This is a genomic window from Streptomyces sp. NPDC059371 (genome assembly GCF_042751995.1).
Taxonomy (GTDB): domain Bacteria; phylum Actinomycetota; class Actinomycetes; order Streptomycetales; family Streptomycetaceae; genus Streptomyces.
The window spans coordinates 240,449-253,234 of record NZ_JBHYXD010000001.1 but is presented as its reverse complement, the minus strand read 5'-3'; the positions used below and the strand labels follow the sequence as shown (position 1 = coordinate 253,234).

Sequence of the window (12,786 nt, the reverse complement as noted above, 5' to 3'; positions counted from 1 at the left end):
TTTTTTTTTTTTTTTTTTTTTGTTTTTAGGATATAATGTGGGTTTTGGTGGGTTGGTTTTTTTTTATATGAGCGGGTTTGTGGTTCCCGCCGCCGGGGGGGGGGATCGTCGATTCGCCCTCGCGGAGGCTCTCGCAGGCGAGGTGGACCGACACCAGAGAGGAGGACTGGCCGGAGTCCACGGTCAGGCTGGGGCCGTTGAGCCCGAGGAAGTACGAGACCCGGTTGGCGATGATGCTGCGGTGCAGGCCGGTGACGGTGTGCGGGGAGATGGCGGTGAGCCCGGAGCGGTGGTGCAAGGTCGCGTAGTCGTCCCAGATGGCGCCGACGAATACCCCGGTCCGAGTGGAGCGCAGCGTCCCGGCACGCACGTGCGCGTCCTCCAGCGCTTCCCAGGCCAGCTCCAGCACAAGCCGCTGCTGCGGGTCCATGGCGGCGGCCTCCTTGGGGGAGACTCCAAAGAACCCGGCGTCGAAGTGGCCGATGCGGTCGAGGAATCCGCCCCGTCGGATGTCAGTCCTGCCGGGTGCGGACGGGTCGGCGTCACCCACCGCGGCCCCGCCCCACCGGTCCGGGGGGACGTCGGTGATCGCGTCCGCGCCCTCGCTGAGCAGCCGCCAAAAGGCGGCTGGGTCGGTGGCCCCCGGCAGTCGGCACGCCAGGCCGATCACAGCAATACCGTCGGCCGAATACTCCGAAGCCGAACCGGACCGATTCACCATTCCGCTGAGCTCGGACTCGACCATATTGCACTCCACCCACCCACACAGAGAATGAAAAGGCACCGCACCGTGCCGGCCACGGCAGAGGCGATCGGATCGACCGGCGGCAACAAGTTGCGGTGTGACCCTAGTTTCGGCCCCGCAGACGCGCTCCGCCCCTGCAGCGGATCAGTTTTAGGGAAATCCCCAATGGTCGACGTGCACGAGCATTGACAGCCGGGGATCTCTAAGGAGAACCCTAGGGACAGTCGTGGGAGAATTGCGGTTCATACAGCCTCCCCCAATTCTCCTCTGCCGATGACGCCCCAGCTCTTTCATGGTGCATTTACAGGCAGCCGAGAATCACTCAGCGCAGCCTTTTCCTGCAACGACAAACGAGGCCGACCGACTGCGCGACGACGCGGTCGCGGGCGACCTGATCATGCTGCTCCTGGGCGCGCCCGTGCAACGAACTCGGACTGGCCATCACCGTCGGCGCCGGCGCCCGGTGGTACTGCGGCGGTCGTCGCATCCTGGCGGGCGTTGCCCCGCAAGGTGAGCACCGTCCCACCGGTCGCGGCACTCCCACATGGTCAGCGTTCACCGCGCGATCGGCTGGTGTGGGCGAAGCGACCCCCGGTGTTATTCAATGAGGTGTGCGGTCAGGGATCTCGGTGCCCCGACGCACGGGTCCGAGTACAGCCCCGGCGCTGCGCCGGGGATTGCTGAGAGAGCCGCATGGACTCCACACCCTCCTCCTCGCCGTCTTCGCCGTTTGACCTGGTCAGCAGTGCCCTGGGGCGCTACATCCCGCGCGCCGGAGCGGCAGCGGCAACCGGTCCCGCGAACTCGCGGGGCGACCGCACCACCCGCCAACGCGTACCCGACGACCCGGCAGCCGACCGTCAGGATCAGATTCTCGGCGTGGTCAACCTGGACAGGGATCTGAGAATCACCCGCTGCAATCTGGACGCCCCCGTATTCGCGGGTCTGGACGCCGTGGCCGGGAGTCCTTTCGCCGATCTCCTGCCCGCCGGGGACGTACCGACGGTCACACGGCGGTTGCGGCAGGTCCTGGAGATCGGTGAGGCGCACGTCGCCCGGATCCAGCGCCTGCGGCGCGGCGACGGGTCGGAGCTGGTGGTCTCGCTGAGCATCCTGCCCGCCGCGGCGCCACAGGAGGGCTTGACCGTCTCCGTGATCGCCATGGCCAGGAGGCTGCACCTGTACGCCGCCGAGACCGCGATCGGCACCTCACTGGACATCGGTGAGACCGCGCAGTCGCTGGCGGAGTCCCTGCTGGCTTGGGGAGACGTGGCCGCCGTCGACCTCGACTTCGCCGTGTGGACGGGCGAGGGAGTCACCGAGCAGGCGCAGGGGCGCATCCGGCTACGGCGGGCAGCGCTGGTGCCGGACCGGGCGTGGCCCGAGGGTTACGTGACTCCGGGCGGCGATCTTCCGAGCGACGCGAGTCGCCTGCTGGCACAGGCGGTACGGCGTGACGATGCCCCGCAGCCCATCGTCATACCCGACCGGGAGGCGGTCGAGCGGCTGCTCGGCAGTCAGCGGGTGATCCGCGCCCTGGTGCCCGGTGACCGGTCGGCGAGTGTGGCGTGCGTACCGTTGGTCCTGGACGGCGCGCCACCCGTCGTGCTGGGCGTTGCGGAGGTCTGGCGGCGGGCGGACCGCCCCTTCCGCGACAGCGAGTTGTTCGACCTGCAGGAACTGGTGGCCAGGACCGCGCATCACGTCGACCTGGCCCGCCAGCACCAGCGCGAGCACACGCAGGTGCTGGCGTTGCAGCGTCGGCTGCTGCCCCGGACCGGCGGCCACACCATTGAGATCGCCAGCGTCTACCAGCCCGCCACTCCCGACAGCGCGGGCGTCGGCGGCGACTGGGTGAACAGCTTTCCGTTGCCGGACGGCCGTACCGCGCTGGTAGTCGGTGACGTCGTCGGGCACGGCCTGGGAGCCGCGGCAACCATGGGCCAGCTGAGCATGGAGGCCCGCGCGCTGCTGTCCGCAGGGCTGGCACCCGACGAGGTGCTGCAGCACCTGGACGAGACCGTGACGCTGCTGGACGACGCGGAGTCCGGGCTGGCGGCCGGCTACAGCGCACTCGGCTCCACCTGCTGCATCGCCCTCTACGACCCGGTCAGTCACCACGTGATGCTCTCCAGCGCGGGCCACCTCCCTCCGGTCCTGGTGCTTCCGGACGGGCACGCAGGCCCGCTCGCGGTCCGCCCTCACCCCGGCCTGGGCGCCGAGTTCGCGCTGCGGGAGCCGTTCTACGTGCACACGTTCAGCGCGCCCCCGGGCTCCCTGCTCGCCCTCTACACCGACGGCCTGGTGGAGGATCCGGCCCTGTCGATCGACGAAGGCATCAGCAGGCTGGCCGATGCCGTGTCCTCGGTGCACCCCTGGGATGCCCTGCAGCGGGCCGCACGGCACGTCGTCTCGGGGGGGGGGGGCGCCGGCGCCCCGCGCGCCACGGCGCCAGCGGGGGGGCGCCGCGGAGGGGGTGTAGAACACGGGGCCCCCCCCCCCCGGGGGCCCCCCCCCCGCCCCCCCCCCCCCCCCACGACGTGACCCTGCTGCTCGCGCGCATGATCGGCTGTCACAAGGGGGACACCGCGACCTGGCGGCTACGCGCTCGCGACGACGCGCCCGCCCGTGCCCGCGCGCACGTCTCCGCACTGCTGCGGCAATGGCGCACCAGGAGCGACACCCAGGACGACGTGGCGCTGCTGGTCAGCGAGCTGGTCACGAACGCGGTGCGCTTTGCCGCCGGTCCCATCACGATACGACTGATCAGGGCCGGTGGTCGCGGCCTGCTGTGCGAGGTGGGCGACACCGGCAACGGCAGGCCGCGTCTGAGCCGGGGCGGCCTCCTCGACGACGGCGGGCGAGGCCTGCACATCGTGCACCGGCTCACCACCCGGTGGGGGGTGCGGTGGACGGACACCGGCAAGGTGGTCTGGGCGGAAGTCGCACGATGACGCGGCTGCGGGGCGGGCCGCGGCCGGGTGTCCGCGAGCGCGGCGAGGGCAGGGGCGGCGTGCGCGTCAGCCGGCGCCACCGACGGCGCCCTCAGCGGTACCGGTGGCGTGACCGGTGGCGTGACCGGTGGCGTGACCGGTGGCGTGACCGGTGATGCGGGCGGCCCGTTCGCCGCTACGGGTGGCGCGGGCTCGTACTACAGCCACTCCCCTTCCAGAGCAGTGGCGGTGAGGCCCGGTGCCGCCGCATACAGGACGGCGCGACTGCCCGACTTCTGTCCGGCGTCGTGCGCCCGCCTCAGGATGTCGAACACGGCGGCGCCTCCGCGGTTGCCGCTGGTGTAGCTGTCCCGGCTGTAGTCCAGCAGCCCGGACGGCCACGCGTCGGGCATCGTCTGCTCCATGTACTCCAGAACGCGGGTCCCGCCGGGGTGCGCGAGCAGCACGTCGGGGTGCCAGGAGTCGGGGTCGTCCTGGTAACGGACACGCAGCCACTCCCACATCGCGGTGACCGTCTCCTGTACGGCGCGCGGCCCGCGCCGGTCCATCACGAAGTGGGTACCGTCCGCCCGCGTTTCCAGGCAGTGCAGGTCCTGGGTGTCGGGCACGGTGTGGTGCCAGGCCGCGTCCAGCCGCAGCACCGACTCGCGCCTCCGGCGACCCGTGACCACCGCGGCGACCGCGGTGTCCGCGAACAGCAATCGGACGATCAGCGACTCGAGAGTGTCGTCCGCGGGCTGGTAGGTCGTGCTCAGCGCCTCCGCGATCACGACCAGGACCACCCGATCGGGGTCCGCGGCCACGAGATCAGCCGCCAGGGCCAGGGAGCGGGTCCCCGCGACACAGGCCCACTGCGTGGCCGGCAGCAGCATCACGTCGTCGCGAAGCGCAAGCTTGTTGGCCAGGGCGATGTCCAGACCGGGCAGCGCCGGGGTGGTGGAGTGACTGGTGATCAGGCAGTCGATGTCCGAGGCGTCCAGCCCGGCGATCTGCAGGGCCCCGCGCGCCGCACGCTCCCCGTAGGACTGCACGGCCTCCCAGGCCGGCGCGGTGCGCTCCTGGACGGTCTGCGGCGCGGGTATCGCATCGAGGGCTGCGATAACGCGGTCCACGTCCTGCTGGGTGAACCCGTCGCGTGCCAGCGCCTCTTGAGCGGTCCCGATGCCGACAGTCTGCAGGCCGCTGCCGTCGCCGGGCGCGACGGCGGTCTCCAGCGGCAGCATCCACCCGCGGGTCTCGATGCCCGTGCTGGCCGCGATGCCGTCGATCCGCGGCGCCCACGCCGCATGCGGGTGCCGGTCGCGCACCTCCGCCACGATCCGGCTGGTCTCCACGGCGTGCTCGCCGTGTATCACGGCAGGAGGACAGAGGTAAGCGGCCATGATGGGCACCTTTCCAGGGGAACAAGGAGGAACGTCACGAGGGCTGCGTCATGGGCCGGTCTAGAACTTCGTGCCCATGACGATGGGCTCCACGTCGGGAGTCGCTGTCCAGGTCGAGCATGGCCACCAAAGGGACATTTCCGCTGTGACCAAGACAACTTGGGCGGACTTTGGGAGGCGTGATACGGCACACACCGCTGAAACAGAAGGGCGCCCTCAGAGCGGTTCCACAGGTCTTGACTGACTCACCATCAGCCGGGGGGGTGCCCGGTCCGGACGCGCACCGCCGGCGAGCCGGGGTCGGCGCCCGCCGTGACGGTCCCGCGGAGGCGGGCCCTGCCGAAGACCCCCGGCTGATGACGCGACAGGGCATCGAACGACTCCCGGTCGTCGACGAAAAAGGCCGACTCGTTGACATCGTCACCCGCCGCGACCTGCTCCAGGTCTTCCTGCGCTCCGCCGAGGAGATCTGGCGGGCGTGCAATGTGAGGTGTTCGCCGACGCGCTCCGGGTCAGCCCCCAGATCTCCGAAGTCGCCGTCCACGACGGTGCGGTCACGCTCGACTGGGCAGCTGGAAAGCGGCGCAGCGCCGCCGTCGCGTGGGTCCGACGCGCCCGCTGGACGGTGTCGTCGACGTCGTGAACGACCTCACCTACCGCTTTCGACGACAGGCACACACAGGCCACCGGACCGACCGAGCACGGAATGGCCGACGACTGGCTGCGTGGGTCATGAGCCCACGGACCCCACCCACTGTCGACCGGCCTTGCGGCCACGGGGAGGCAAAGGCCCTCGGACATGGTCGAGATGGCCCACCGATCGGGGTCGGTCGCCCGCCCAGCCGCTGGTCCGGCTCAAAGGGGCCCGCACCCCGGCCCGCTGGGCGCCGCCGCACCCAACGGACGTATCCGACACGGATCAACGGGGGGTCCGGCTACGGATCATCGACGCGCACATCGCCGTGGCGTGCTGCCTGACGGAGAACCAGGCCGGATTGGACAGGCCGTTCCGGAGAGCCTGCTGCCGTCGCGTCGGCCGCGAATCGCCCCGCGCCGCGTCAAGTTGCCCGATCTCCCGGTACGGGTCACCGGCGGACCAGGCCCAGGTCCTCGGCGCGGCCCGCATCAACTCGCCTTGACCACGCGGCTTTGGAAGTACCCCGACGAGTTGCGTGAGCGAGCCGTTCGCGAGGTGAGGACCTCAGACCGCCCCGTCTCGCACGCCGTCCAGGACCTGGGCATCCACAAGAAGGCCCTGGGCAATGGGTCCGCCAGGCCGAGGCCGACCAGGGCGAGCGGCCCGATCCGCTGATCCTGCAGAGAGTCAACTGCTGCGAAGCCGTCGCAGTGGCCTCGCCGACCCTCAAAGCGCGGCCCCGCTCCCGGCGGCCGTCATGCCAGCTCCAGGACGAGCTTGCCGACGTTCTCGCCACGGAAGAGCATCTGCAGTGTCTCGGGGAAGTCGTCCACGCCGCCCCTCACGACGTGTTCCCTGACTTTGATGCGGCCGTCGGCGATCCAGGCGGAGATGTCCTGCGCGGCCTGCGGGTAGCGCTTGGCATAGTCGAAGACGACGAATCCCTCCATCCGGGCGCGGCGCACCAGCAGTGTCAGGTAGTTCGAGGGGCCCTTGACCGGGGTGGCGTTGTTGTACTGACTGATCGCACCGCAGACCACGACGCGCGCGTGCATCGCCAGCCGGGTCAGGGCAGCGTCGAGGATGTCGCCGCCCACGTTGTCGAAGTAGACGTCGATGCCGTCGGGGGCGTGCCGGCGCAGCGCCTTCCCGACGTCATCGGTGCGGTAGTCGATCGCCGCGTCGAATCCCAGTTCGTCGGTGACAACGCGCACTTCTCCGGCCCACCGGCGATGCCCACCACCCGGCAGCCCTTGGCCTTCGCGATCTGACCCGCGATGGTGCCGACCGCGCCGGCCGCCCCCGACACCACGACGGTCTCGCCGTCCTTCAACGCCCCGACGTCCAGCAGGCCGAAATAGGCGGTCATACCGGGCATACCCAGTGCGCCCAGATACGTCGAGGGCGGGGCGAGGGAGGTGTCGATCTTCATGGCGCCCTTGCCGTCGGAGACCACGTACTCCTGGACGCCGAACATTCCGACCACGTGATCACCCGGCTGGAAGTCGGGGTGGTTGGAGGAGGTGACCTCGATGACCGATCCGGCGCGCATCACCTCACCGATCGCCACCGGCGGCAGGTAGGAGGGACGGTCGTCCAGCCAGCCCCGCATCGCCGGGTCCAGGGAGATGACGCGCGTGCGACCCGCGAACCGGCCCGGGCCCGGTTCCTCGACGGGCCCCGCGTAGTGCCCCCAGTCATAGGGTTGCACCTCGCCCACGGGGCGGGCTGACAGACGGATCTGGCGGTTGGTCGCGGACATCGCGCCTCCTGTCGTTGCGGCTCCCCCTGACCATACCGACCAGTAGGTACGCCAGAGGTCGTGACATGCGCCACAGGCCGCCCGCCCGGCGGGCGCCTATGGTTCACGGGCCGTCGACCGGCAGCGCCTGCCGGATGTCACGTCGAGCCCAAAACGTGACGCCCCACAGACTGTCCGCCATACCAACCAGTCGGTAGCGTGCGCCGCCACTCCTCTCCCCCAGCCCTCCACGGAACCGAGCCGAGCCGAGCCGGAAGGCCACGCGATGACATATCCCCATGACCAGCGGTACCCGCAGCAGGAATGGCCGCAGCCGCGGACCGAGCCGTACGGCCGTGCCCCTCGGTACGAGTCGTACGGGCGCGATCCGGGGCAGGACCCCTCCCCCTCCGGATACGACGACGCCCCGTACGACTGGTACGGGCAAGCTGCCCGGCAGGAAACGTACGCGCACGAAACGCATCGGCACAGCGCCGACCTCGCCGCCCTTCGCTCGGCCTACCGCGTACTCCGCCGGGTCTCCACGATCACCGCACTCGGCTCCTTCGTGGTGTACGTGGTGCTGTCCTGCTACGCGCCGGAACTGATGGGGACCAGGATCACCGGGGAGCTGAGCCTGGGAATGGCCCTGGGGATCCTTCAGCTCGTGGTCACCTTCGCGGCGGTCTTCTCGTACGAGCGCAGCGCACAACGCTCGGTGGACCCGTTGGCCCGCGTCGTCAGGGAGCGGGCGGCCGGCCGGCCCACGGGGGTGGCGAGATGACCGACTTCGACGCCGGGTCGCAGGCCACCGTCCTCGTCCTCTTCACCGCCCTGGTCACCGTCACGCTGCTGATGTGCGTGATGACGGGACCGGACCGCGACGACCTGACGAACTTCTACACCGGCTACCTTTCGCTCACCCCGTTCAAGAACGGCCTGGCCATCGCTGGCGACTACATCTCCGCGGCCACGGTGCTGAGTACCAGCGGCATCATCGCGCTCGCCGGATACGACGGCTATGTCCTCACAGTCAGCACCGCCTTGTCCCTGGTGCTGCTGATGTTCCTGCTGGCCGAACCTCTGCGCAACGCCGGCAGGTTCACCATGGGCGACGTCCTGGCCCGCACCATGCCCGGGCGGGCCGTGCGCATCGCTTCCTGCGTCGTGACGCTTTCGGCGACCCTGCCCTTCCTGGTCGTCCAGCTCTCCGGGGCCGGGTCGCTGCTCACCTTCATCCTGAACATCCCGCACGGGGCGGGCGCCAGGACGGCATGCATCGTCATCGTCGGCAGCCTGATGATCATTTACGCGGCGCTCGGCGGTATGCGGGGTACCGCGCTCCTTCAGATGATCAAGATCGTCATCCTGCTCGGCACCAGCGTCGTCGTCGCCGCCCTGGTCCTGCACCGCTTCGGCTGGAACCCCGGAGACCTGCTCAGGGCCGCCCAGCACGGCAGCGGCACGGGCCCCGCCTTCCTTCAGCAGGGCCTTCAGCTGGGCACCTCGGCCGGCGACCGGCTGGACTTCGTCGGTCTCCAGATCACCGTGGTCCTCGGCGTGGCCTGCCTGCCCCACATCACCATGCGTCTGTACTCCGCGCAGGACGTACCGGCCGTGCGTCGCTCCATGTCGTGGGCCGTCGGCACGGTCACCACCTTCTGCCTGCTCGTGATCATCTTGGGTACGGGCGCGGCAGCCCTGGTGGGATCGCGGTCCATCACTGCGGTGGACCCGCACGGCAGGACGGCGGTGCTCATGTTGTCGCAGGTGCTCGGCGGGGCTCCCGCCTCCGCGGGTGCGACGATTCTCTACTCGGCCGTGGCGGGAATGGTGTTCATCACTCTGCTGTCCTCGGTCGCGGGGATGACGCTGGCCGCGGCCTCGACGCTCGCCCACGACCTGTTCGCCCATGCGGCGCGACGGGGACAGGCGGAGCCGCGTACGGAGATGACGCTGGCGGCGTGGACGAGCGTGGCCGTGGGAACCGTGGCCATCGGGCTCGCCACCCTGGTCCAGAAATGGGACGTGGGCGTGCTGACCACTCTGGCCGTCTGCATCGGGGCATCCGCAGTGGCTCCCGCGCTGACCTACTCCCTGTTCTGGAGAGGATTCACGCGCACCGGCCTGCTCGCCACCCTCTATGGCGGCACGGCCTGCGCACTGGTGCTGATGGTCTTCTCCAAGGCCGTCTCGGGCACGCCGTCGGCCGTCTTCCCGAACGCCGACTTCCATTGGTTCCCCATGCAGTCCACCGGACTGGTCTCCATCCCGTTCGGTTACCTGGCGGGCTGGCTGGGCAGCCGTCTGGACCACCGGCGCCGCGCCGCCGACAGCCGCGAGAGCCGGCTGCTGTACGAGGAGAGCGAGGAGCGTCTGCTCGCCGCAGCCGAATGACCGAGGTGGCGGGGGCGGACCGAGCAGGCTGCCCCGCCCCCGCCGCCGCAGTCCGCCCTGGGGCCCAAGCCCCCGCACGGGGCCCCAGGGCAGCCAGATGCCGACACGCACGCCGCTGTGTGAGGCGGCGACCGAAATGGCCTGCGACGGTCAGGTGAGCATGCCGGCCAGCGGTTGCTCGGTCCACACCGTTTTGCCTTCGCGGGTGTAGCGGGTGCCCCAGCGTTCGGTCATCTGGGCCACCAGGAACAGACCGCGCCCGCCCTCGTCGGTGGTACGGGCGCGGCGCAGGTGTGGTGAGGTGTGGCTGGTGTCGCTGACCTCGCACACCAGAGACCGTTCACGGATCAGCCGCAGGGTCGCAGGGCCGCTGGCGTAACGGTAGACATTGGTGATCAGTTCGCTGGCGATCAACTCGGTGGTGAACGCCAAGTGCTCCAGCCCCCATTCCGTCAGCTTGGCCGAGGTCAACGCCCGGGCCCGGGCGGCGCTGGCAGGCTCCAGCGGCAGACTCCACGGAGCGACATCGTCCGGTGGCAGGACGTGGGTGCGGGCGATCAGCAGAGCGACGTCGTCGATGGGGCGCGATGGCACGAGCGAGTCGACCACCGCTTGGCATGTCCGTTCCAGTGCGTCCGCAGGGCGGGAGAGCGCCGCACACAGTTTGGTCAGGCCGACGTCGGCATCGATGTGGCGTTCGCCGATGACTCCGTTGGTGTACAGGCACAGCAGGCTTCCCTCGGCCAGCTCGATCTCCCGGGCCTCGAACGGCAGCCCACCCAGGCCGAGCGGCGGGCCGGCGGGCAGGTCGAGCGGTGCCGCCTGTCCGTCCGGAGCCGTCACCACCGGCGGCGGGTGGCCGGCACGGGCCACGGAGCAGCGCCGGGATACCGGGTCGTATACGGCGTAAAGGCAGGTGGCGCCGACTACCTGCTCGCCCACGGGCCGTTCGCCGGCCCCCTCCTGTTCGGCCGCCAGCAGGGTGACCAGGTCGTCCAGGCGGGAAAGGACCTCGTCCGGTTCCAGGTCGAGGCTGGCGAGCGTATGTACGGCGGTACGCAGCCGGCCCATGGTGGCGGCAGCATGGATGCCGCGTCCCACCACGTCGCCGACGACGAGGGCGACCCGGGCCCCGGACAGCGGAATGACGTCGAACCAGTCGCCGCCCAGGCCCGGGGCCGCGCTGGCCGGCAGGTACCGCAGGGCCACCTCGACGGCCGACTGGTCCGGAACCGCCCGGGGCAGAAGGCTGCTCTGCAAGGTGAACGCGGTCTGCTGCTGCTGGGTGAAGCGCCGGGCGTTGTCGACGGCAACGGCGGCGCGCGAGGCGAGTTCCTGGGCGAGGGTGAGATCGTCCGCCTCGAAGGGATCGGGGCGGAGCGAACGCCACAGGGTCATCGCACCCAGCACCAGGCCACGCGCGGCAAGAGGTACCACGATCAGCGAGTGGACGCCCAGGTCCGGAGCGTGGACCCCCTGGTGGCCTTTCATTGAGAACCAGTCGGGCGAAAGAACCGGTTCCAGGACGGGCCGCCCTCCGGCCAGGCATCTGGCCTGGGGTGTGTCGGGCCCGAACTCCACCGGCTCACCCTCGGGGTGGGACGGGCCGGGTTGCTGGGCGCCGACGCTGGAGGCACCCACTCGTACCACAGGCCCTGCCATGGCCTGGGCCAGTTCCTCACCGCGCGTCACCGGCTGAAGCAGGTCCACTGACGCATGGTCGGCGAGGTGAGGCACCATCACCTCGGCGAGTTCACGAGCGGTCTCTGCCACGTCGAGGGTGGTTCCGATACGGCTGCCGGCCTGGTCGAGGAGCGCGAGCCGACGCTGGGCCCGATGGCGTTCGGTGATGTCCTCGATCATCTCGGCCACACCCAGAATGCGGCCGGAGGGGTCCTCCATCCGGAAGGACGAGACCATCGCGACCCGCTCCTGTGCCGGGTCCCGCTCCAGGCGAACGAACTGCTCCGAGTAGACCAACGGTCTTCCGGTCTCCATCACCTGGCGCACACGGTCCACGGCCTTGCGTGCGTCATCGGCTACGAGGAAACAGCCCGTGGGCAGCCCCCGGAAGTCCGCTGCCGGAACGCCGGTGACGCGTTCGATGGCCCGGTTGACCCGGAGAAGAGTCAGGTCGGGCCCGTGGACGACCAGGCCGACCGGGCTTTGGCGGTACAACCCGTCGAGAACCGCGCGGTCTCTTTGCCACTCCAGGAGGTCAGCCGCGAGTGCCCCGGCAAGAATCCACTCACGGACCCGGTCATGGCGTGAGAGCGCATGAGCCCTGAGCCCCATCTCGACTAGTGTCCCGTCGCGGTGCCGCACCTTGAGCACGCCGAACCAGCCGCCGGCTCTCCTGCAGTTTGCCGCGGCCTCCGTGACAGTCGGCAGATCACGAGGATCGACAAGAACCTCGAATGCCGGACGCCCGATCACGGCCGCGTCCGGATGGCCGAGCAGTTCCTGGGCCCGCCGGTTCCATCCGACCACGACTCCCCGGTCGTCGAGCACCGCCAGGGCGGCGAGGTGCGGGGCGAACGGATCGTCGTGGCTTGCGCTGAGCTCCGTCATCCGCATCTCCACCGCCGGCGGACCCGCTGATACACCTAAGCCTAGTGAACCCGGTGGGGCCGCGCGCGCGCCGACCGCGGCCGGCGCGGGTGATCACGCCAGGTCCGCCGGTCCGCTGTCAGCGGCCCGCGGACACCCAGCCTGGTGTGGCTCCTGCGCGTCCGCTGGACAGCGAGCCTCCTCCACGGCCGGCGGCCCGGTCCGGCGCCGCCGTGCCCGGCGGACGTCGGATCGCAGGCACGCACGGCTCCGGGCTCCCGTGACGGGGCGAGGGGGGGGCCCCGGGGGCGGGGGCTCGACGCCGGCCGCCCGCGCCGGGTGACTGAGCCGCCCGGCCGCCCCAGTGGCGTTTTAACAAA

6 protein-coding genes and 5 pseudogenes are annotated in these 12,786 nt (G+C 70.3%); 6 read left to right on the top strand and 5 right to left on the bottom strand.

All coding sequences use genetic code 11. The features are described 5' to 3' along the window. Positions 1–91: 91 nt before the first annotated feature. Positions 92–721, bottom strand: a pseudogene (locus tag ACFXGX_RS01130) (polyketide synthase); the annotation flags it as partial. Between the two features lie 717 nt (positions 722–1,438). Between ACFXGX_RS01130 and ACFXGX_RS01125 the strand changes: the two are divergent. Further along, positions 1,439–3,699, top strand: a pseudogene (locus tag ACFXGX_RS01125) (SpoIIE family protein phosphatase). 66 nt (positions 3,700–3,765) lie between these two features. On the opposite strand, the gene ACFXGX_RS01120 reads toward ACFXGX_RS01125, so the two are convergent. Together ACFXGX_RS01120 and ACFXGX_RS01115 are read right to left on the bottom strand one after the other, a co-directional pair. Then, on the bottom strand, positions 3,766–3,906 hold the full coding sequence (locus tag ACFXGX_RS01120) for a hypothetical protein (protein WP_384783323.1): 141 nt from the start codon (positions 3,904–3,906) through the stop codon (positions 3,766–3,768). Then, on the bottom strand, positions 3,897–5,081 hold the full coding sequence (locus ACFXGX_RS01115) for a type III polyketide synthase (protein WP_384783322.1): 1,185 nt from the start codon (positions 5,079–5,081) through the stop codon (positions 3,897–3,899). Before ACFXGX_RS01115 ends, ACFXGX_RS01120 begins: the two co-directional genes overlap by 10 nt. 356 nt (positions 5,082–5,437) lie before the next feature. Here ACFXGX_RS01115 and ACFXGX_RS01110 point away from each other — a divergent pair. The 3 genes and pseudogenes from ACFXGX_RS01110 to ACFXGX_RS01100 form a co-directional block, all read left to right on the top strand. Next, a pseudogene (locus ACFXGX_RS01110) lies at positions 5,438–5,518 on the top strand (CBS domain-containing protein); the annotation flags it as partial. Between the two features lie 41 nt (positions 5,519–5,559). Beyond that, positions 5,560–5,724, top strand: a complete 165-nt coding sequence (locus tag ACFXGX_RS01105) for a hypothetical protein (RefSeq protein WP_384783356.1) — start codon at positions 5,560–5,562, stop codon at positions 5,722–5,724. 193 nt (positions 5,725–5,917) lie between these two features. Next, a pseudogene (locus tag ACFXGX_RS01100) lies at positions 5,918–6,214 on the top strand (hypothetical protein); the annotation flags it as partial. 259 nt (positions 6,215–6,473) lie between these two features. Here ACFXGX_RS01100 and ACFXGX_RS01095 read toward each other — a convergent pair. Next, positions 6,474–7,480: pseudogene (locus tag ACFXGX_RS01095) on the bottom strand (NADP-dependent oxidoreductase). Positions 7,481–7,745: 265 nt separating this feature from the next. Here ACFXGX_RS01095 and ACFXGX_RS01090 point away from each other — a divergent pair. Together ACFXGX_RS01090 and ACFXGX_RS01085 are read left to right on the top strand one after the other, a co-directional pair. After that, positions 7,746–8,243: a DUF485 domain-containing protein gene (locus ACFXGX_RS01090; protein WP_384783320.1), complete on the top strand. Its 498-nt coding sequence runs from the start codon at positions 7,746–7,748 to the stop codon at positions 8,241–8,243. Continuing rightward, positions 8,240–9,856: a cation acetate symporter gene (locus ACFXGX_RS01085; protein WP_384783318.1), complete on the top strand. Its 1,617-nt coding sequence runs from the start codon at positions 8,240–8,242 to the stop codon at positions 9,854–9,856. The genes ACFXGX_RS01090 and ACFXGX_RS01085 overlap by 4 nt, the downstream gene beginning before the upstream one ends. A gap of 150 nt (positions 9,857–10,006) precedes the next feature. Here ACFXGX_RS01085 and ACFXGX_RS01080 read toward each other — a convergent pair whose 3' ends face one another. Further along, complete coding sequence (locus tag ACFXGX_RS01080) at positions 10,007–12,427, bottom strand: SpoIIE family protein phosphatase (RefSeq protein WP_384783316.1); 2,421 nt, start codon at positions 12,425–12,427, stop codon at positions 10,007–10,009. Positions 12,428–12,786: the final 359 nt, after the last annotated feature.